The following is a 19,717-nucleotide window of genomic DNA, read 5'->3' as shown; positions in this document are numbered from 1 at the left end:
TTTTCTAGAATGAGTGATATCGCTATCCTGTATGTACAAAAGTAAATACAGGATATGCCATGTTATTTGAGTGGGATGAATCCAAAAATAAAGCCAATATTGTTAAGCACGGCATAGATTTCAATGACGTCCCAGATATCTTTAGGCACCCAATGCTGGCCTTACGCGATGATCGAGCGGATTATGGCGAGGAGCGTTGGATTAGTATTGGCTGGATCAAATTGTTAGTGGGTGTGGTCGTATACACCGAGCGACGTGGTGATGTGATCCGTATCATCTCCGCCCGAAAAGCAACCAAGAAGGAGGCCAAATATTATGACGCAAACATCGAAAACTGATTGGGAGCGCTTGGCCAAAATGAATGATAGAGAGATCGATACCAGCGATATTCCTGAGCTGGATGCCGATTTTTTCCGGCGTGCTGAGTTACGTGTTCCAGTAAAGCAGGCGGTCACTATTCGACTGGATGCTGATGTACTGGAGTGGTTCAAAGGTCAAGGATCTGGTTACCAGACGCGAATCAACCAGCTATTGCGCCAGTACATGCAGGCCCATCAAGGGTGAAAGGCCGCCCGAAATGGGCAGCCCTGCCTTATCGGCAGGGCTGAACCCCTGTTGCGTCAGCCCGGCTCCTCCTTGCCCAGCCAGCGGTAGGTCACACCGCCGATTACCGCGCCGAGGATTGGCGCGAGCCAGAACATCCACAATTGCTGGATCGCCCACCCGCCGACGATCAAGGCCGGGCCCGTACTGCGGGCCGGGTTGACCGACGTGTTGGTGACGGGGATGGAGATCAGGTGGATGAGTGTCAGCGCCAGGCCGATGGCGATGGGCGCAAGGCCCGCTGGGGCACGGCGGTCGGTGGCGCCGAGAATGATCACCACGAACATGGCGGTCATTACCAGCTCACTCACAAACCCCGCCGCCATCGAATAACCGCCGGGTGAATGCTCGCCGTAGCCGTTGGACGCAAGGCCCGACGCGAGTTCGAACCCCGGTTTGCCGCTGGCAATGAAATACAACAACGCAGCGGCCACGGTGCCACCGATCACCTGCGCCACGATGTACGCCGGTAGCTCCCGGGCCGGAAACCGTCCGCCCACCACCAGCCCCACCGATACCGCCGGGTTGAGGTGACATCCGCTGATATGCCCGATGGCGAACGCCATGGTCAGCACCGTGAGCCCGAATGCCAGGGCCACGCCCAACAACCCGATCCCGACTGCGGGAAACGCTGCGGCCAACACCGCACTCCCGCACCCGCCCAACACCAGCCAAAACGTACCTAAACCCTCTGTGATTGAACGCTTGAACAAAGACATGCAACCCGTCCTTGATAGATCGCTCTACCCAATCAGTAAATCAGTGATGCTCCCTGCAGATTTACTTCAGCGCCCGTCTGGGCACTGCACTGATTACAGCAGGGTTGTGGCACAAATCCAGGCGCAAAAAAAAGCGCCAGTCCTTTGAAATAGAGGGCTGGCGCCGTTTTAACCTGTAGCAGCGGTATTGTTTCAATCGATGCCGACAAAGCCTCCGGTCTGATGCTGCCACAACCGCGCGTACAGCCCGCCATGGGCCAGCAACTCGGCGTGGCTGCCGCTCTCGGCAATCTGACCTTTCTCCAGCACCACCAAACGGTCCATCCGCGCAATGGTCGACAACCGGTGCGCAATCGCGATCACCGTCTTGCCCTGCATCAGGGTTTCCAGGCTTTCCTGGATCGCCGCTTCCACTTCCGAGTCCAGCGCGGAGGTGGCTTCGTCCATGATCAGGATCGGCGCGTCCTTGAGCAGCACGCGGGCGATGGCGATACGTTGACGCTGCCCGCCTGAGAGTTTCACCCCGCGCTCACCCACGTGTGCGTCCAGCCCGGTGCGGCCTTCAGCGTCCGACAGCAATGGGATGAACTCATCGGCACGCGCCTTGTGCACCGCGGCCCAAAGCTCTGCGTCAGTGGCGTCGGGCTTGCCGTACAGCAGGTTGTCGCGGATCGAGCGGTGCAGCAGGGACGTGTCTTGGGTGATCATGCCGATCTGTTCGCGCAGGGTTTCCTGGGCGACCTCGGCGATGTTCTGGCCGTCGATCAGGATGCGCCCGCCTTGCAGGTCATAGAGTCGCAGCAGCAGGTTGACCAGGGTCGACTTGCCCGCACCGGACGGACCGATCAGGCCGATCTTCTCACCGGCCCTGATCTCAAGGTTCAGGCCGCCAATGATCCCGCTCTTCTTGCCATAGTGGAAATCCACCTGCTCGAAGCGTACTTCACCGTGGGGCACGCTCAGGCGCGGGGCATTGTCGCGGTCGATCACCGCCAGCGGCTGGGCGATGGTTTTCAGGCCGTCCTGCACCTGGCCGATGTTTTCGAAAATACCGTTGACCACCCACATGATCCAGCCGGACATGTTGACGATACGGATCACCAGGCCGGTGGCCAGGGCAATCGCACCCACCGAGATCAGCGACTGCGTCCATAGCCACAGGGCCAGGCCGGTGGTGGTGACGATCAGCAGGCCGTTCATGGTGGTGATCACGATGTCCATGCTGGTGACCACACGGCTGGCCAGCTGGGTTTTTTCGGTCTGCTCGATAATCGCTTCCTTGGCGTATTCCTGCTCGTACTGGGTATGGGCGAACAGCTTCAAGGTGGTGATGTTGGTGTAGCCGTCGACGATACGGCCCATCAGCTTGGAGCGTGCCTCGGAAGAGATCACCGAGCGCTCCTTCACCCGTGGCACGAAATAGCGCAGTGCCAGGCTGTAGCTGATGATCCAGGTCACCAGCGGGATCATCAGGCGCCAGTCGGCCTCGGCAAACAGCACCAGGGAACTGATGGCGTAGATCGCCACGTGCCAGATTGCATCCACAGCGGCCACCGCCGAGTCGCGCAGGGAGTTGCCGGTTTGCATGATGCGCTGGGCGATACGCCCGGCGAAGTCATTCTGGAAGAAATTCAGACTCTGCTTGAGCACGTAGCTGTGGTTCTGCCAACGGATCAGGCTGGTCATGCCGGGGCTGATGGTCTGATGCACCAGCAGGTCATGCAGGGCGCCGAAGATCGGGCGCAACAGCAGGGCGACCACGGCCATCCAGATCAGCTCGGTGCTGTGCAACTGGAAGAAATTCGCGGGCGGCGTGCCCTGGGCCAGGTCGATGATGCGGCTCAGGTAGCTGAACAGCGCTACTTCAATGAGTGCACCGATCAGGCCGACCACCAGCAAGGCAGCAAAATGCGGCCACACCTGGCGCAGGTAGTAGAGGTAGAAGGGCAGGACTTTATCGGGCGGGGCGGCGCTGGGGGCGTCGCGGAAAATATCGATCAGTTGTTCAAAACGACGATAGAGCATTAGGTATGACACCCGCGGGGCGGGCTCTCCTTTCAAATGCGCGCGCGGCCTTGTGGGCTGCGCGCGGAACTACCTGCTACCTCAATCGATGCGCTTGGCCGACTTGATGTACACAGGATCGATTGGCACGTTCTGCATGCCCTGCTTGGTAGTGGTCTGCGAATTGACGATCACATCCACCACGTCCATGCCCTTGACCACCTTGGCGAACACGGCGTAACCGGCATCGCGGCCCGGGTCGAGGAAGGCATTGTCGGCGACGTTGATGAAGAATTGGCTGGTGGCCGAATTCGGGTCGTTGGTACGCGCCATGGACAAGGTGCCACGTACGTTATGCAGACCGTTGTTGGCTTCGTTCTTGATCGGGTCCTTGGTCGGCTTTTGGGTCATCGCCTGGGTGAAGCCGCCGCCCTGGATCATGAAGCCTGGGATGACGCGGTGGAAAATCGTATTGGTGTAGAAGCCGCTGTCGACATAGGCCAGGAAGTTCTTGGTGCTGATCGGCGCCTTGACCGGGTCCAGTTCGATCTCGATGTCGCCGTTGGTAGTCGTGATCAGGACGTGAGGCGCCTTGGCGGGTTCAGCCGCCATCAGGTTGGCAGCGAACAAAACAGAACCGGCAAAGAAGGCGATTTTTTTCAGCATGGGTCAGTGATCCTGGGTAGTGGTTTCGACTGTCTTTAGAAATTCGAGCAGGGTTGCGTTAAAGACTTCGGGTTGGTCCAAGGGCGTGGCATGGCGGGAATCTTCGATCACCACCAGTCGCGCATCGGGGAGCAGTTTTACATAGTTTTCTTTTTGCGCCACGGGGGTGTAGTCGTGGTCGGCGCTGATGACCAGGGTTGGACAGGTGATCCTCGAAAGTCGTTCCTGCACGCCCCAGCCCACAATCGCATCGAAGCTGGCGAGATAAGCACGTTTGTCGTTCTTTGCCCAGCGTTCGGCCATCTTGCGGCGCAGGTCGGCCTGGTGTGGCTTGGGGAACAAGCGGTCGCCCAAGGCCTTACCGATGGTGTTCAAGCTGAGCGCGCGTGCCAGGCTCCAGCGTTTGGCCCATTGCCAGTAATCATCGGCACTGCGCACCTTCACCTGCGGGGCGCTGTTGACGATGCACAGGCTCTTGACGAGCGCGGGTTCATCCACCGCCAGCTGGAAGGCGATCATGCCGCCCATGGACAAACCCACCACATGGGCGGGTGGCAGGGCCAGGTGTTCGATCAGCGCGAGCAGATCAAAGGTGAAGCCCTGGATGCTGTAGCGTTCGCGCGGTTTGTCCGAGCGGCCATGGCCACGCACGTCCACTACGATCAGGCGGTAATGCCTTGCCAGCACGGGCACCTGCAGCTCCCAGTCCTGGCAACTGGAGCCCAGGCCGTGGATCAGGATCAGCGGCGTGCCGTGGCCGTATTCCTCGTAGTGCAGGCTGCATCCTTCATGGTCGAACCAGGCCATGCATGAACTCCGTTTCAGGCTTGCTGGGGGGCGGCGAAAGGCGCGTCCAATGGGGCGGTGTCAAAGGTGCGCAGCAGTTCCACGAGGATCTGCGTCGCCGGGCCCAGCGGCTTGTCTTTGTTCGAGTACAGGTAAAACGTAGGGTTGCGGCTTCCGCCTTTTTCCAGCGGGAGCTGTTTGAGCAGGCCCTCCCTGAGTTCGCGTTCGATCAGGTGGCGGGGCAACCAGGCAAAGCCCAGGCCGCTGCTGACGAACGTGGCGGCGGTGGCGAGACTGCCGACAGTCCAGCGCTGCTCGGCGCCGAGCCAGCCCACATCCCGCGGTTGCTGGCGGCCGGAATCGCGAATCACCACCTGCATCTGGCTTTCCAGGTCCTGGAAGCTCAGTTCGCGGTTAAGGCGATGCAGCGCGTGGTCGGGATGGGCCACGGCGACGAATTCCACATCGCTCATTTCCGTACCCAGGTAGCCGGGGATGATGAAGCCGCTGATGGCCAGGTCAGCCATGCCATCGAGTAACAATTCCTCGACGCCGGACAACACCTCTTCACGCAGGCGTACGCGGCAACCGCGACTTTGCGGCATGAACGCGGTAAGCGCCCGCACCAGGCGCGCATTCGGGTAGGCCGCGTCCACCACCAGGCGCACCTCGGCTTCCCAGCCCTGTTCCATATGGTGGGCGAGGTCTTCCAGCTGGCTGGCGTTTTTCACCAGTTGCCGGGAACGGCGCAACAGCACTTCACCGGCGTCGGTGAGCACTGCCTTGCGCCCATCGATGCGTAACAGCGGCACGCCGAGCTGGTCTTGCATGCGGGCCACGGTGTAGCTCACCGAGGACTGTGAACGGTGCAGCGCTTCAGCCGCCTGGGCGAAGCCGCCATGGTCGACCACGGCTTGCAGCGTGCGCCATTGATCGAGGGTAACGCGGGGCGCTTTCAAGATGGGTTCCTCTTGTCCTAAGCTGACAGTCCTTATTGGAGACTGTCGAATGAGAAAATTCTGTTGTGTGTTGCTGGCGCTGCTGCCGATGAGCGCGTTTGCCTACCCCATCGACGTGACCAAAAAGATCGACGGTGTCAGCATCGATTACACCGCCTCCGACGTGGACGGCGATATCAGTTCGATCCAACTGAATAACTACGGCACCCAGGATGCCGTCTGCTCGGTAACCTTCACCAACGGTCCGGAATCGCCGCGTCGCAGAACGGTCACGGTGCCTGCAGGCAAAAGCACGAACACCACGGTCAAGTTCAACCGCGCGATTATCAAGATGCGGATCGCCCTGGCCTGCACGCCGAAGTAACCGACAGCGGAGCATGCTCCGCTTATAAACAAATTTATAGATCGGTTATAGCAGTTTTTTGCGCTTTTTTATCGAATTGGCTCTGTCTACTCTTCACTCCATCGACTTACAGCAATTACAGATGGAGCCTACATAGCCATGTCCAATGTTCTGATCATCGAAAGCAGTGCCCGCCAGCAGGATTCGATTTCCCGCGAACTGACCCAGCAGTTCATCAGCCAATGGCAGGCCACCCATCCAGCCGATCAGATCACCGTGCGTGACGTCGCCCTCAACCCGGTCCCGCACCTGGACGCCAACTTGCTGGGCGGTTGGATGAAGCCTGCGGATCAGCGCAATGAACAGGAGCAAGTCTCCCTGGATCGCTCCGACGAATTGACCCACGAACTGCTGGCCGCCGACGTACTGGTAATGGCCGCGCCGATGTACAACTTCGCCATCCCCAGCACCCTCAAAGCCTGGCTGGACCACGTGTTACGGGCCGGTGTGACCTTCAAGTACACCGCCACCGGGCCACAAGGTTTGCTCACCGGTAAGCGCGCTATCGTGCTCACTGCGCGCGGCGGTATCCATACCGGCGCGAGCTCCGATCACCAGGAACCGTACCTGCGTCAGGTCATGGCCTTTATCGGCATTCATGACGTCACTTTCATTCACGCCGAAGGGGTGAACCTGAGCGCAGACTTCCAGGAAAAGGGCATCAACCACGCCAAGGCGTTGCTGGCACAGGTTGCCTGATCCTTTAATCGCCAGATAATCCCGCGATGTTTATCTAGCCCCACGCAAACCCTTCAAGTACGCGTAACAGACCTCCCTTTGCACTTTTGCTCCTGAGTGCTCCTGCCCGACTGACGCTTTAGCGAGGTCGGGTTTTTTTTGCCCCGAGTTTCTTCAACCGCCGAAAACCTTTAATGTCCCGCCCATTCAAAACGAGGCGCGCATGGGCTATTTACTGGTTGTCACCCTGATTCAGGCATTTTCCTTCAGCTTGATCGGCGAATACCTCGCCGGTCACGTCGACAGCTACTTCGCCGTGCTGGTGCGCGTGTTGCTCGCCGGGCTGGTCTTCATTCCGTTGACCCGCTGGCGCTCCGTGGAGCCGGCCTTCATGCGCGGCATGCTGGTGATCGGCGCGTTGCAGTTTGGCGTGACCTACGTGTGCCTGTACCTGAGCTTTCGTGTGCTCACGGTGCCGGAGGTGCTGCTGTTCACCATCCTCACGCCACTGCACGTGACCTTGATCGAAGATGCCCTCAACCGTCGCTTCAACCCCTGGGCGCTGATCGCCGCGCTGGTGGCGGTGGCGGGCGCGGCGGTGATCCGCTTTGACCAGATCACCCCGCACTTCCTTGGGGGCTTCCTGCTGCTGCAACTGGCCAACTTCACCTATGCCGCCGGGCAGGTGATGTACAAGCACCTGGTGGCGCGTTACCCCAGTGACCTGCCGCACTACCGGCGCTTTGGTTACTTCTATGTGGGCGCGTTGTTGGTGGTGTTGCCGGCGTTCCTGCTGTTCGGCAAAGCCAACTACTTGCCCGACGCGCCGCTGCAATGGGGCGTGCTGGTGTTCCTCGGGCTCGTCAGTACGGCGCTGGGCATGTACTGGTGGAACAAGGGCGCCTGCCTGGTCCAGGGCGGAACCCTGGCGGTGATGAACAACCTGCATGTGCCGGTGGGCTTGCTGCTCAACTTGCTGATCTGGAACCAGCATGAACCGCTGGGCCGTTTGGCCTTGGGTGGGTTGGTGATTGTGGGGGCGGTGTGGATCAGTCGATTGGGTGTGCGCAAACAGCCGATCCTGCGCTGACCCCCCTTGTGGGAGCGGGCTTGCTCGCGAATGCGGTGTATCAGTACCAGATTTACTAGCTGAAACACCGCTTTCGCGAGCAAGCCCGCTCCCACACAAGCCCACTCCCACAGGGGGACTGGTGTCAGGCAGATTTGTTTTCCTGCGTCGGCAAATGACTGGCGCCGAGCAAGGCCGGTAGCATCCCAGCCCTTAAATCATTACCACTTGGCTGCTGATACAAGCTCAAGCCAAACTCCGGCAATACCGCCAGCAGATAATCAAAAATATCCCCCTGGATCCGCTCGTAATCCGCCCACGCCGTGGTACGGGTAAAGCAGTAGATCTCCAGCGGCACGCCCTGGGCGGTGGTCTGCATCTGGCGCACCATGCAGGTCATGTTTGGCTGGATGTCCGGGTGGCTTTTCAGATAAGCCAGGGCATAGGCGCGAAAGGTGCCAAGGTTGGTCATGCGGCGGCGGTTGGCCGACAACTTTGCGCTGTGGCCCTGGGCTTCATTCCAGGCTTTAAGCTCGGCCTGCTTGCGCCCGATGTAGTCGGTGAGCAGGTGCACTTGGGTCATGCGCAGTTCTTCGTCGTCGCGCAGGAAGCGCACACCGCTGGCGTCGATGTAGAGGCTGCGCTTGATGCGGCGCCCGCCGGAGGCCTGCATGCCGCGCCAGTTCTTGAACGACTCGGACATCAGCCGCCAGGTGGGGATGGAGACAATGGTCTTGTCGAAGTTCTGCACCTTGACCGTGTGCAGGGTGATGTCCACCACGTCACCGTCGGCGCCGACCTGGGGCATTTCGATCCAGTCGCCGACCCGCAACATGTCGTTGCTGGTCAACTGCACGCTGGCGACGAACGACAGCAGGGTGTCCTTGTACACCAACAGGATCACCGCCGACATCGCACCCAGGCCTGACAGCAGCAACAGGGGCGAGCGATCGATCAGGGTGGCGACGATGATGATCGCGCCAAACACGAACAGCACCATCTTCGCCAACTGCACGTAGCCCTTGATCGAGCGGGTGCGGGCATGTTCGGTGCGGGCGTAGATGTCCAGCAGGGCGCTGAGCAGGGCGCTCATGGCCAGCACCAGGAACAGAATGGTCAGCGCCAGGGCCACGTTGCCGATGAACAGGATGGCGGTCTTGCTCAGGTCCGGCACCAGGTACAGGCCGAACTGGATCACCAGGGATGGCGTCATCTGCGCCAGGCGATGGAAGACTTTGTTGTGCCGCAGGTCATTGAGCCAGTGCAGCGCCGGTTGCCGGCCGAGCAGTTTGACGGCGTGGAGGATGAGGTAGCGCGCCACGCGCCCGAGCAACAGGGCCACCACCAGCAACACCAGCAAGCCGAGGCTGGCATGCAGCAGCGGGTGTTCATCGAGGGCGCCCCAGAGGTCCTGGGCGTTGAGCCAGAGCTGTTTGATATCCATGGGTGAAACCGATTCTTCTGTGGGACAAGACGGGGCGATTAGAGCATTTAAGTGCATCAAAGTTGACGTCATGGACAAATGTCCTGACAAAAAAGCGGTTCAATAGCACCGTTCGCGTAAAGAAACTCGGTTTGGACGCCCGAAACCGGTACCCTATGCAGCTGATTTTTTGTATTTCTTCGAGGTAGCACCCGTGTTTTCCCAATTCGCCCTGCACGAACGCCTGCTCAAAGCCGTGGCCGAGCTTAAATTTGTCGAGCCTACGCCTGTGCAAGCAGCGGCCATCCCGCTCGCGCTCGAAGGGCGTGACCTGCGGGTGACGGCTCAAACCGGTAGCGGCAAGACCGCTGCTTTCGTCCTGCCTGTGCTGAACCGCCTGATCGGCCCGGCCAAGGTTCGCGTCAGCATCAAGACCCTGATCCTGCTGCCTACCCGCGAGCTGGCCCAGCAGACCCTGAAGGAAGTCGAGCGCTTCTCGCAGTTCACCTTCATCAAGTCCGGCATCATCACCGGCGGTGAAGACTTCAAGGTCCAGGCCGCCATGCTGCGCAAGGTCCCGGACATCCTGATCGGCACCCCAGGTCGCATGATCGAGCAACTCAACGCTGGCAACCTCGACCTCAAGGAAGTCGAAGTGCTGGTGCTGGACGAAGCCGACCGCATGCTCGACATGGGCTTTGCCGACGACGTGCAGCGCCTAGTGGGCGAATGCGTCAATCGCCAGCAGACCATGCTGTTCTCCGCCACCACCGGTGGTTCGACCCTGCGCGAGATGGTCGCCAAGGTACTGAACAACCCTGAGCACCTGCAGGTCAACAACGTCAGCGACCTGAACGCGACCACGCGCCAGCAGATCGTCACCGCTGACCACAATGTGCACAAAGAGCAGATCCTCAACTGGCTGCTGGCCAACGAGACCTATCAGAAGGCCATCGTGTTCACCAACACCCGCGCCGCCGCTGATCGCATCTACGGCCGCCTGGTAGCCCAGGAATACAAGGCGTTCGTGCTGCACGGCGAGAAAGACCAGAAGGACCGCAAGCTGGCCATCGACCGCCTCAAGGCGGGCGGTGTGAAGATCCTCGTTGCCACCGACGTTGCCGCGCGCGGCCTTGACGTGGACGGCCTGGACCTGGTGATCAACTTCGACATGCCCCGCAGCGGTGACGAATACGTGCACCGTATCGGTCGTACCGGGCGTGCCGGCAACGATGGCCTGGCTATCTCGCTGATCTGCCACGGTGACTGGAACCTGATGTCGAGCATCGAGCGCTACCTCAAGCAGTCGTTCGAGCGTCGCACTATCAAGGAAGTCAAAGGCACCTACACCGGGCCGAAGAAGGTCAAGGCGTCGGGCAAAGCCGTTGGCGTGAAGAAGAAAAAGACTGACGCCAAGGGCGACAAGAAGAAGACCGGTGCCAAGTCGCCGACCAAGCGCAAGATCGCCAACCGCCCGAAGACTGACAACCTGTCGCTCGTCAGCAAGGATGGCATGGCACCACTCAAGCGCCGCAAGCCAGAAGCACCTGCTGCGGAATAAGGCTCGGGTGATGTAAAAAAACCGGACGATTGTCCGGTTTTTTTTGCCATCAGTTTTGAGTTTTGGCCGCGGCTTCCTTGAGTTCCTTGAGGCGGGCGTCGATGAGCTGACATTTGTCGGGGAACTCAGCGCTTTCCGTATCCAGGTCCATCTTCTGGAGCTCGTTGTTCATCTCCTTGGCCTTGTTCGGGTTCTGTTCAGTCAACTTGGCCACTTCCTGGGCCAATTGCTCGCGCTTGGTTGTGGCCTCGTCGGGCGTGCAGGCCCAGGCGGGCAGCGCGCTCAACAACGCGGCGGCGATGGCCAGGTTCATCAGGGTTTTCATGGTAGACCTCCTTGGCGGTTATGTGCTGTTGAGGCCGCGAACGTCTGGAAAGTTCAGAGAAATGACGTCTGTCTATTAGGCTGAACGGCTACTGACGCGGCCTGTCACAACCTTGACGGGCTACTTTCCACCAGCCTGCAGGAGGAATCAGGATGACGACTTACAACTGGGATCTGATCGAACGTCTGCTGCATGAAGTGCAGAACGGCGAGGGCAGCTTCGCCCCGCGCAAATACGCCGAGCAGGAAGCGGCCGAGAAGGCCACGGCGGGCGAGTCCACCGGCAACCTGGACGCACTCAAGAAGACGGCGGCAGATTATGAAGCGCTGTTGTTCAAGCGTGGTTTTATTGAATCGCGCCCCGAGGAAGAGGGCGGTAACGGCGAGAATTTCATCCTGACGGCGCTGGGTGCGCAGTTGCTGGCGCTGATCGACAGCTCGATTCCGGGCAATGATCACCCGCGCCAGGTGCTCGATGAGCAGGCGGATGCGCTGGATCCGGCGACCTTTGCCGAGGTGGCTTCCAAGGCTCAGATTGCCTGATCCAATGCGTTACAGTGCGGCGGCCTTGAGGCATTTAAGTGCCTTGAAGTCGCTGCGTACACCGTCGATTTTCTGCGTCAGTTTCAGGCGCTGTTGCACGGTACTTTCCGCCATAAGGTCCACGATCAGGCTGCGCGCTGCGGCTTCTGTCTGTGCATAGGCGAGGCGGTACTCAGGCGTCCATAGACTTTCCCGGTCTACCAGCAATTGCTGCATTTTCTGCGGGAAGTCGGCGCTCTTGCGTTGTTTTACGGCGTCGATAAATTGCGCCTGCCAATGGGCGCGGTTGCCGATCCATTGCTGGTTTTGCTCACCCAGGCTGATGGACCAGGCCGTCACGCGGTTTTTCTGGCTGTCGCTCAGGGGACCCATCCATGCATCCAGGCGCTTATTCATGCGCTCGGCGCGTTCCTGGATCTGTTTGGCCAGTGGTGGCTTGAGGTAGTCGTCCTGGCGTTTGCGCAGGTCCTTGGCCAGGGCTTCATTCATTTCCTTGACCTGCTGATCGTCCAGCCCTTGCAACAATTCGATGGCCGACGGCGTAATTTCGCGGGCGACTTCGGCGATGGCCGTTTTGGCTTCGGCGGTGCGGGTCTGCAAGGCGGCGTCGGTGACCTGATTGTCGTCGACCATCTGTTGCAGTCGGTCCAGCCAATCCAGGTAGCCCGGCAATTGCGTGGTGCAGTGCCAGGCCAGGTGCTCCTTGAGTTTGTCGTTGAACCAGCTCTTCTGCCCGGCGTTCATGTCCAGGTAGTCATTGAGGGTCCAGGGAATGATCACGTCCAGGTTGCGATAGGCCAGGCCTACGCGATTACAGCCAGCGAGCACCAGGCTCAGGGTCAGTAATACCACCAGTAGTTTGAGCCGACGCAGCATGGGCGGGTCCTTCACAATGTGGGTTATTGCATGTGAACCTGTGCCGGGTGCGACAGTTCAGCCCATTAATAAAACGACCGCACCGCCTTCAGCGTCAACAGGCCATCGCATTGCGAATTGTGTCCGGAATAGGCTGAGCAATCCCCGCCGCTGAGGCTCGAGTCGCTGTAGATAAGATCCAAGTCAACGCCCTTCCACTCTCGGGAGAATTGCACCGACCAGTCGCTGAAGGTGCGAATGGAGCCGCCTTCCACCGAGACCGGGGTGCCCAGCTGATGAGTGGTGTATTTCATGCTGACACCGATGCCAAAAGGCTGAGTGCCGCCCAGGTCGGCAAACAGGGTGCTGTCCTGGCGATCCGGGTCATTGCTGAAGGACGCGCCGAAGCGATTGCCCAACAGGTTCAGGCCGCCGTAGAACTCCTGGCTGTCCAGAGGGCTGAGCTTGGGGTAGCTGTAGTGGATCAGGCCCACTTCGTAGCCCAGGGTCTGGTCGAAGGGGTGTTTGAAGCCCATGTAGGAGTCGACTTCGAGATTGCTGGACGAGGACAAGCCCATGTTCGGTGAGAATTGGCCGAAGTACAGGCCGCTGTCGTGGCTCAAGTCCAGACCCCCGTGGAACGAGTCGCTGCCCGGAGAGGTTGGCTTGACCAGACCCTGGGCCATGCTGCGACTGGGGGTCGTGCCCAATTTCAGGTCGAAGTCGCCCAATTCGCGCTGGAAAATCTGCGCTTCGGCGAGTGGGCTGGCCACCAGGGCACCGACCAGGAACATGCAGGATTTGAACATGCTTCACTCCATGAAAAGCGAGGAGCAGTGACGGGGAAAATCGGGCAGATGCCCGTGCTAGACGTGTGCAAGCATACCGGCGAATGCCAGGAGATGAGGCCCGTTCGTCGATTAGCGTGGTTGTGGGATGGCTGGCGAGGGTATTTCGGGCTCTAGTCCTAGCGCCTTGAAGGCAAGACGCTTAGGGACCAGGGGTGTTGCGCAGTATTACTTTTTACCCAGGCTGATCTGCTTGGACGGGCCGAATGTCTGGCCACTGACGCCCTTGGCAATTTGCTGGATTTCGCCGCCGGACTTGAGGAATGCCGCAATCTGGCTGTTGATCGACTCGCTGGTTTCAACGGCGGGAGCTGGCTTTGCTTTGCTGTTGGATGCTTTTACGCGCATGGCGGCCACTAACCTGTAGAAAATTAACTTGGCCAGGCATCGTACAGGAAATACTTGACAATTGCTTGGTAAATATCCCCCGGTAATAAGTTGCGGGGTCGAAAATAGCCAAAGTTTATTTTTGAAATAAGCCTCTAACTTGCTGTTTTAACTCGAAACGACAGGCAGGGAGGACGGTTGGCAGCGCCGGAAAATTCAGCCCAGTGATCGGACGAGCGGGGCAGTGCCATTGGAAAGCCACGCCAGGCCGCGATTTTTCAGGCGCGCGCGCGTGGCAGGCGCAACTCGGGTAGAATGCCGCCCACGTAATGAGGGTATTGAACATGGCTTTAGTCGGGCGCTACAACAGCTTGCAAGTGGTTAAACACACTAACTTTGGTTTGTACCTGGACGGTGCGCAAGACGGTGAAATCCTCTTGCCTAATCGGTATATCCCCAAAGATATTCCCAGTGAAGATGAAGACTGGCTTAACGTTTTCATTTATCTGGACAGCGATGACAAACTTATCGCCACCACTGAGAAGCCCAAAGTTCAAGTGGGTGAATTCGCCAGTTTGAAAGTGGTGGAAGTCAACAGTATTGGCGTGTTTCTCGACTGGGGTTTGCCCAAGGACTTGCTGCTGCCGTATTCGGAAGAAAAACGCCAGTTGAGCGCCGGTGAATACTGTGTGGTGCACGTCTACCTCGACAAGCACACCAAGCGCATCACCGCCACCGCACGCCTGGATCGCTACCTGGACAAGACCCCCGCCAACTACCAGGTGGGCCAGGAAGTCGACCTGTTGGTGGCCGAAGCCACTGACATGGGCTTCAAGGCGATCATCAACAACAAGCATTGGGGCCTGATCCACAAGAACGAAGTGTTCAAGTTCCTGCGCCCGGGCAAGGAAGAAAAAGGCTTTATCAAAGAGATCCGTGCCGACGGCAACATCAGCCTGAGCCTGCAACCGGTTGGGCAGGAAGCAGCCTCCAGCCTGAACTCGAAGATCCTCGCCAAGTTGCGCGAAAACAACGGCACCTTGCCGGTCAGCGATAAAAGCGATCCGGCGGTGATCAGTAACTTGTTCGGCGTGAGCAAGGGCAACTTCAAGAAAGCCATCGGTGCGCTGTATAAGCAAGGCCAGATCGTGATTCATGCGGATCGCATTGAACTAAGCTGAGTGCGATTTGCTCTTTTGTAGGAGCTAGGCGTCCCCCTCGCTCCTATAAAAGGGCTGCACCCATGTCGAAAAAATCCTTGTTCGCCTTCCTCGGTACCTTGCTCGCGTTTCTGCTCCTCGACGGCCTCTGGCTCGGCGTCTTGATGGGCCCCACCTATAAATCGCTGCTCGGCCCGTTGATGCTCGATCAACCACGGCTGTTGCCGGCGGTGTTGTTCTATCTCCTCTATGTCATAGGTTGTGTGGTGTTCGTGGTATTGCCCAGCGCCAGCTGGCAGCGTGCGGCCCGAATGGGTGCGTTGCTCGGCCTGGTCGCCTACGGCACGTACGACCTGAGCAACTGGGCCACGCTGCAAGGCTGGTCGGCCCAGCTTGCGGTCATGGACATGGCCTGGGGCACGTTCCTGACCGCTGCGTGCTGCACGGTGGGTTACCTGTGTGCACAACGAGTGCACCGCTGATTGTGTACAGGATGTACATGCACCGTTGCTGAGCGTAGCCCCACCCTATAACCCTGTATCCAACCCTTTGGAGCGGCGTGCCAGAGGGATTGCGCTCAATTGGCACGCATTCTGCTGACTATCTCGTATACAAACCATGCCGCCTCCCGTATGCACCCTGCAACGGTAGCGCAGGCCGGTATTTCGAGGAGCCCAGCGATGTCCGAACAATTGCCCAAAGGCTATAGCCCGCGCCTGTATAACCAGGACCTGGGTCCACTGCCGCAAAAGTGGAACTGGTACAACATCTTTGCTTTCTGGATGAGTGATGTTCACAGCGTTGGCGGCTATGTGTTTGCCGCCAGCCTGTTTGCCCTCGGGCTGGCCAGCTGGCAGGTGTTGATCGCCTTGCTCGTGGGTATCTGCATCGTGCAGTTGATCGCCAACCTGGTGGCCAAGCCCAGCCAGAAGGCAGCGGTGCCTTATCCTGTGATTTGCCGGCTGGCGTTTGGGGTGTTCGGTGCGAATATTCCGGCGGTGATTCGCGGTTTGATCGCGGTGGCCTGGTACGGGATTCAAACGTACTTGGCCTCGAGTGCGTTGATCATCGTGGTGCTGCGTTTCTTCCCACAGATGGCGGTGTATGCAGAGCCACATTTTGCAGGCCTGTCCTACCTTGGCTGGTTGGGTTTCCTCAGCCTGTGGGTGCTGCAAGCGGCGGTGTTCTGGGCGGGCATGGAGTCCATCCGCCGTTTTATCGATTGGGCGGGACCGGTGGTGTATGCGGTGATGTTTGCCCTGGCGGGCTGGATCGTGTGGAAGGCCGGTTGGTCAAACATCAGCTTCACCCTGGCGGAGAAGTCGCTGTCGGGCTGGCAAGCATTTGGCCAGGTAATTGTGGCCACGGCGTTGGTGGTGTCGTATTTCTCCGGACCGACCCTGAATTTCGGCGACTTCAGCCGCTACTGCCGCAGCATGCAGGATGTGCGACGCGGTAATTTCTGGGGGCTGCCGGTGAATTTCCTGGCGTTTTCCCTGGTGACGGTGGTGATTGTCTCGGGCACCTTGCCGGTGTTCGGTGAAATGCTGCATGACCCGATCGCGACGGTTTCGCGCATCGATAACAGCATGGCCGTATTGCTGGGCGCGTTTGCCTTTGTCACGGCAACCATCGGCATCAATATTGTCGCCAACTTCGTTTCGCCGGCGTTTGACTTCGCTAACGTTGCCCCGAGCAAAATCAGCTGGCGCGCGGGCGGGATGATCGCTGCCGTGGCGTCGGTCTTCATCACCCCGTGGAACCTGTTCAACAACCCGCTGATGATCCACTACACCCTGGATATCCTCGCAGCCTTCATCGGGCCGCTGTTCGGGATCCTACTGGTGGATTTCTACTTGATCAAAAAACAGAAGATTGATGTGGATGCACTGTTTGACGACAGCCCCAGCGGGCGTTACTACTTCGACGGCGGCGTGAACTGGACGGCGGTCAAGGCCCTGGTGCCCGCGACGCTGGTGGGCGTCGCGATCACCTTCACCCCGGCGCTGCAGGGCATGGCCAACTTCGCCTGGTTTACCGGGTGCTTCCTGGGTGGGCTGTTTTTCCTGGTGCTGGCACGGCGTGAACAGGTGCGTGTGCCTGCGCCGATGGTTGCCGGCTGACCAACACCGAGCCTGCCACCAATAAGCCCGCGCCGGCGACGACCAGCGCCGGTTGCAGGCCGCCGCTCAGGTGGCTGCTGACCGACGCCAGCAACGGGCCACTTAACTGGCCGATGGCGAAGCTGGCGGTCAGTAGCCCGGTGCTGCGTTGGTAGCCATGGGGGGCGACGTCCCGCAGGCGTGCCATCACCAACTGCATGCACGCCAGGAACGGCGCGCCACACAGCAATACCCCGAGTGCCAGGCCCCAACCATTGCCCAGCAGGCAGGCAAACACCCCGGCTGCTTGCAGCCACAGGGTGGTCATCAGCCACCGGCGAGTGGTGTCTGGATCCTTGCGACGCAGGGTTGCCACCACCACACCTATCGCCGCTGCCAGGCCAAAACACGGCCAGAACAGGTCGGCCTGCCAGGCGCCCTTGAATTGCGCGCTGGCCATCTGCGACAGGAACGTTGCCGGGATGATATAGCCAAGGCCGTACAACACGTAGATCCAGCACAAATGCGCAATGCTGCCATTGCTGCCCGCGTCGGAGTGGCCAGCTACGGGGCTCGCGGCGGCAGACGGCTTGGGCAGGAACGGCAGAATCGCCAGCAACATCACCAGCGCCACCACGCCGTACACCAACCACAGGGTGGCCGAGTTTTGCCCCAGCAGGTTGGCGCCGAGCGCCAGTAATCCGGTCAGCAGAATCCCCAGTCCGGGCCCGGCGAATACCAGTGCGCCCAGGCGCGGGCGCCCGGCGGCAATCGCCAATGGTTGGCTCAGGCTGGTAATCATCACCAGGGCCCAGGCACTCGCGACCCCGGTGCCGAAGCGCAACAACAGATGCGGCCAGAACCCATGGGCCCAGTACGACGCCAGGGTCAGCAGCACACACAGCCACAACCCGCCATACAAGCGTCCACGCACGTGGTGATGACTGCGCGCAAAGATCGAATCCACCGCCCCGACGAAGTAGCCCAGGTAATTGGCAGCGGCAATCAGGCCGGCGCCGGTCAGATCGATCTGCCCTTCACTGAGCAGATGGGGCATTTGTGGGGTAAGGGCGAAGCGGCCAATGCCCATCGCCATCATCAAGGCGACAAAGCTGGCAAGTAAGCGAATCAACGGGGACATGGTCTGGTTTCCTGCGGGTAAACGAATACCTTCAGGCTAAAGCCGATTGACTTTCTGTAAAATTGAATAATAGTGAGTAACTTGTTCTGTTTTGGAGAAAGGTATGGAGTTCAGTCAATTGCGCATCTTCCAAGCCGTGGCGGAAGAGGGCTCCATCACGCGAGCGGCTGACCGTTTGCACCGGGTGCCGTCCAACCTGTCAACGCGCCTCAAGCAAATGGAGGAACAACTCGGCGTCGAGTTGTTCGTGCGCGAGCGCCAGCGTTTGCAGCTTTCTCCTGCGGGCAAAGTGTTGTTGGACTACAGTACCCGTCTGCTGGCGCTGCACGACGAAGCCCACGGTGCCGTGCAAGGCGGGCAGCCGGCGGGTGATTTTGTCCTGGGCAGCATGTACAGCACGGCAGCGGTGCATTTGCCGAAGCTGCTGGCGCGTTATCACAAGGCTTACCCGATGGTGAACCTTCAGGTGCAATCGGCGCCCAGCGGCGAGTTGCTCGAAGGTTTGATTACCGGTCGCCTGGATGCTGCCTTTGTGGACGGCCCCATCACCATCGCCTCCCTGGACGGGGTGGCCCTGTGCGAGGAACGCCTGGTGCTGATCTGCGAAGCCGATCACCCGCCGGTGCGCGGGCCGCAGGATGTGGCGGGCCGCTCAGTGTTTACCTTTCGCCGCAGTTGCGCCTACCGCACGCGCCTGGAAACCTGGTTTTCCCACGAGCGGGTGGCCATGGGGCGCGCAATTGAGATCGAATCCTACCAAGGCATGCTCGCGTGTGTGATCGCCGGATCCGGGGTGGCGTTGATGTCCGAATCCATGCTCGCCAGCCTGCCAGGCAAGGACAGCGTGTCCGTTCATCCGCTGACAGGGCCTTTTGCCACTGCGACGACCTGGCTGATGTGGCGAAAGGGTATGCTCGGCGCTAACCTCAACGCATGGATCGACCTGCAGCAAGAGGGCAAGGCCGAGGTCCTGCAAGACACACGTGCGATTGCTTGAACGATCCGTCAGGATTTGGATCAATTCAGTAATAGTTCGTTGTGGTTTCGTTCAAGCAATGCGTAGGACTTAGGGCTACTATCAGTGTAGGAAAGGGCGACAGATCTTGCGCCTACCAGCATTACCCTCAAAGGGGGCAACCATGAAAGAGAAAATTCAAAACTGGCTCCATGATCTGGGTGTTGCATTGGGCTTGATCGAGCCTCCACTGCAGCCTGTGCCGATTCGCACAGATGACGAGCAACGTCGTCCACGTCGGCGATAAACTGCAGTCTTTATAACGCCTCAGAATCCATGTGGGAGCGGGCTTGCTCGCGAAAACGGTGTGTCAGCCGATGAAAAGTTGACTGATACGCCGCGTTCGCTGGCAGGCCCGCTCCCACAGTTCTTTTGCATCAGGCAAAAGAAATGTGCGACAGCTGTCGCCGCTCCCTGCTTCCGCACAGGGCTGTATTTCCGTCTAACTCATCCTTGACCCTGAACATCGTCGGAAAGGGACTGCCTGTCAGTCGGAATCGGCTGACTTATCTAATTCTGGAAATACGCATA

At 59.3% G+C, this 19,717-nt stretch carries 23 protein-coding genes; 12 read left to right on the top strand and 11 right to left on the bottom strand.

Annotation, left to right across the window (positions count from 1 at the left end; all coding sequences use genetic code 11):
- Nucleotides 1-59: 59 nt before the first annotated feature.
- Complete coding sequence (locus KHP07_RS23635; RefSeq protein ID WP_078049694.1) at nucleotides 60-338, top strand: BrnT family toxin; 279 nt, start codon at nucleotides 60-62, stop codon at nucleotides 336-338.
- Entirely contained in the window at nucleotides 316-564 is a 249-nt protein-coding gene (locus KHP07_RS23630) for a BrnA antitoxin family protein (RefSeq protein WP_078049693.1), read from the top strand. The genes KHP07_RS23635 and KHP07_RS23630 overlap by 23 nt, the downstream gene beginning before the upstream one ends.
- A gap of 56 nt (nucleotides 565-620) precedes the next feature.
- Here KHP07_RS23630 and aqpZ read toward each other — a convergent pair whose 3' ends face one another.
- The 5 genes from aqpZ to KHP07_RS23605 all read right to left on the bottom strand — a co-directional run bounded on the left by aqpZ (nucleotide 621) and on the right by KHP07_RS23605 (nucleotide 5,737).
- Nucleotides 621-1,322, bottom strand: a complete 702-nt coding sequence (aqpZ, locus tag KHP07_RS23625; RefSeq protein WP_214498119.1) for an aquaporin Z — start codon at nucleotides 1,320-1,322, stop codon at nucleotides 621-623.
- 192 nt (nucleotides 1,323-1,514) lie between these two features.
- Nucleotides 1,515-3,347: an ABC transporter ATP-binding protein gene (locus KHP07_RS23620; protein WP_214498118.1), complete on the bottom strand. Its 1,833-nt coding sequence runs from the start codon at nucleotides 3,345-3,347 to the stop codon at nucleotides 1,515-1,517.
- Between the two features lie 81 nt (nucleotides 3,348-3,428).
- Complete coding sequence (locus KHP07_RS23615) at nucleotides 3,429-3,992, bottom strand: peptidylprolyl isomerase (RefSeq protein WP_214498117.1); 564 nt, start codon at nucleotides 3,990-3,992, stop codon at nucleotides 3,429-3,431.
- A gap of 3 nt (nucleotides 3,993-3,995) precedes the next feature.
- Complete coding sequence (locus KHP07_RS23610) at nucleotides 3,996-4,799, bottom strand: alpha/beta fold hydrolase (RefSeq protein ID WP_214498116.1); 804 nt, start codon at nucleotides 4,797-4,799, stop codon at nucleotides 3,996-3,998.
- 14 nt (nucleotides 4,800-4,813) lie between these two features.
- Nucleotides 4,814-5,737, bottom strand: coding sequence for a PA3225 family LysR-type transcriptional regulator (locus KHP07_RS23605; protein ID WP_078049688.1), 924 nt, complete (start codon nucleotides 5,735-5,737; stop codon nucleotides 4,814-4,816).
- Between the two features lie 49 nt (nucleotides 5,738-5,786).
- On the opposite strand from KHP07_RS23605, the gene KHP07_RS23600 reads away from it, so the two are divergent.
- From KHP07_RS23600 to KHP07_RS23590, 3 genes are all read left to right on the top strand, one after another.
- On the top strand, nucleotides 5,787-6,101 hold the full coding sequence (locus tag KHP07_RS23600; RefSeq protein WP_078049687.1) for a 3-phosphoglycerate kinase: 315 nt from the start codon (nucleotides 5,787-5,789) through the stop codon (nucleotides 6,099-6,101).
- Nucleotides 6,102-6,239: 138 nt separating this feature from the next.
- Nucleotides 6,240-6,839 (top strand): FMN-dependent NADH-azoreductase, encoded by a 600-nt coding sequence (locus KHP07_RS23595; RefSeq protein ID WP_078049686.1) that lies wholly within the window; start codon nucleotides 6,240-6,242, stop codon nucleotides 6,837-6,839.
- A gap of 202 nt (nucleotides 6,840-7,041) precedes the next feature.
- Nucleotides 7,042-7,908, top strand: a complete 867-nt coding sequence (locus KHP07_RS23590) for a carboxylate/amino acid/amine transporter (RefSeq protein WP_078049685.1) — start codon at nucleotides 7,042-7,044, stop codon at nucleotides 7,906-7,908.
- A 124-nt stretch (nucleotides 7,909-8,032) separates the two neighbouring features.
- Here KHP07_RS23590 and KHP07_RS23585 read toward each other — a convergent pair whose 3' ends face one another.
- On the bottom strand, nucleotides 8,033-9,331 hold the full coding sequence (locus tag KHP07_RS23585; protein ID WP_214498115.1) for a mechanosensitive ion channel family protein: 1,299 nt from the start codon (nucleotides 9,329-9,331) through the stop codon (nucleotides 8,033-8,035).
- 193 nt (nucleotides 9,332-9,524) lie between these two features.
- Between KHP07_RS23585 and KHP07_RS23580 the strand changes: the two genes are divergently transcribed.
- A complete protein-coding gene (locus KHP07_RS23580) occupies nucleotides 9,525-10,871 on the top strand; it encodes a DEAD/DEAH box helicase (protein ID WP_025855790.1) in 1,347 nt (448 codons plus the stop codon).
- Between the two features lie 49 nt (nucleotides 10,872-10,920).
- On the opposite strand, the gene KHP07_RS23575 is transcribed toward KHP07_RS23580, so the two are convergent.
- Complete coding sequence (locus tag KHP07_RS23575; RefSeq protein WP_214498114.1) at nucleotides 10,921-11,196, bottom strand: hypothetical protein; 276 nt, start codon at nucleotides 11,194-11,196, stop codon at nucleotides 10,921-10,923.
- Nucleotides 11,197-11,348: 152 nt separating this feature from the next.
- On the opposite strand from KHP07_RS23575, the gene KHP07_RS23570 reads away from it, so the two are divergent.
- Nucleotides 11,349-11,738, top strand: a complete 390-nt coding sequence (locus KHP07_RS23570; RefSeq protein WP_017134854.1) for a hypothetical protein — start codon at nucleotides 11,349-11,351, stop codon at nucleotides 11,736-11,738.
- A 9-nt stretch (nucleotides 11,739-11,747) separates the two neighbouring features.
- On the opposite strand, the gene KHP07_RS23565 is transcribed toward KHP07_RS23570, so the two are convergent.
- From KHP07_RS23565 to KHP07_RS23555, 3 genes are all read right to left on the bottom strand, one after another.
- Nucleotides 11,748-12,614, bottom strand: a complete 867-nt coding sequence (locus tag KHP07_RS23565; protein ID WP_078049681.1) for a DUF6279 family lipoprotein — start codon at nucleotides 12,612-12,614, stop codon at nucleotides 11,748-11,750.
- Nucleotides 12,615-12,679: 65 nt separating this feature from the next.
- A complete protein-coding gene (locus tag KHP07_RS23560; RefSeq protein ID WP_078049680.1) occupies nucleotides 12,680-13,402 on the bottom strand; it encodes a TorF family putative porin in 723 nt (240 codons plus the stop codon).
- A gap of 207 nt (nucleotides 13,403-13,609) precedes the next feature.
- On the bottom strand, nucleotides 13,610-13,789 hold the full coding sequence (locus tag KHP07_RS23555; protein ID WP_003193095.1) for a PFL_1563 family small protein: 180 nt from the start codon (nucleotides 13,787-13,789) through the stop codon (nucleotides 13,610-13,612).
- Between the two features lie 323 nt (nucleotides 13,790-14,112).
- Between KHP07_RS23555 and KHP07_RS23550 the strand changes: the two genes are divergently transcribed.
- The 3 genes from KHP07_RS23550 to KHP07_RS23540 all read left to right on the top strand — a co-directional run bounded on the left by KHP07_RS23550 (nucleotide 14,113) and on the right by KHP07_RS23540 (nucleotide 17,051).
- A complete protein-coding gene (locus KHP07_RS23550; protein WP_034099624.1) occupies nucleotides 14,113-14,949 on the top strand; it encodes a CvfB family protein in 837 nt (278 codons plus the stop codon).
- A gap of 62 nt (nucleotides 14,950-15,011) precedes the next feature.
- The gene (locus tag KHP07_RS23545; protein ID WP_078049679.1) at nucleotides 15,012-15,410 is read left to right on the top strand and encodes a DUF2177 family protein; all 399 of its coding nucleotides are present in this window, start codon (nucleotides 15,012-15,014) and stop codon (nucleotides 15,408-15,410) included.
- Between the two features lie 198 nt (nucleotides 15,411-15,608).
- Nucleotides 15,609-17,051 (top strand): NCS1 family nucleobase:cation symporter-1, encoded by a 1,443-nt coding sequence (locus KHP07_RS23540; protein WP_214498113.1) that lies wholly within the window; start codon nucleotides 15,609-15,611, stop codon nucleotides 17,049-17,051.
- Here the strand turns inward: KHP07_RS23540 and KHP07_RS23535 are convergent.
- Nucleotides 16,963-18,171: an MFS transporter gene (locus KHP07_RS23535; RefSeq protein WP_214498112.1), complete on the bottom strand. Its 1,209-nt coding sequence runs from the start codon at nucleotides 18,169-18,171 to the stop codon at nucleotides 16,963-16,965. The genes KHP07_RS23540 and KHP07_RS23535 overlap by 89 nt on opposite strands.
- 103 nt (nucleotides 18,172-18,274) lie before the next feature.
- Between KHP07_RS23535 and ptrR the strand changes: the two genes are divergently transcribed.
- Complete coding sequence (gene ptrR, locus KHP07_RS23530; RefSeq protein ID WP_078049676.1) at nucleotides 18,275-19,168, top strand: putrescine utilization regulator PtrR; 894 nt, start codon at nucleotides 18,275-18,277, stop codon at nucleotides 19,166-19,168.
- 142 nt (nucleotides 19,169-19,310) lie between these two features.
- Nucleotides 19,311-19,433 (top strand): PA1414 family protein, encoded by a 123-nt coding sequence (locus tag KHP07_RS29725; protein ID WP_003193089.1) that lies wholly within the window; start codon nucleotides 19,311-19,313, stop codon nucleotides 19,431-19,433.
- The last annotated feature ends 284 nt before the right edge of the window (nucleotides 19,434-19,717 follow it).

The sequence above is a fragment of the Pseudomonas sp. VS40 genome, assembly GCF_018587885.1.
Lineage (GTDB): Bacteria > Pseudomonadota > Gammaproteobacteria > Pseudomonadales > Pseudomonadaceae > Aquipseudomonas > Aquipseudomonas pergaminensis.
The sequence above is the reverse complement of the archived record's forward strand: the minus strand, read 5'-3'. Positions and strand labels throughout refer to the sequence as shown.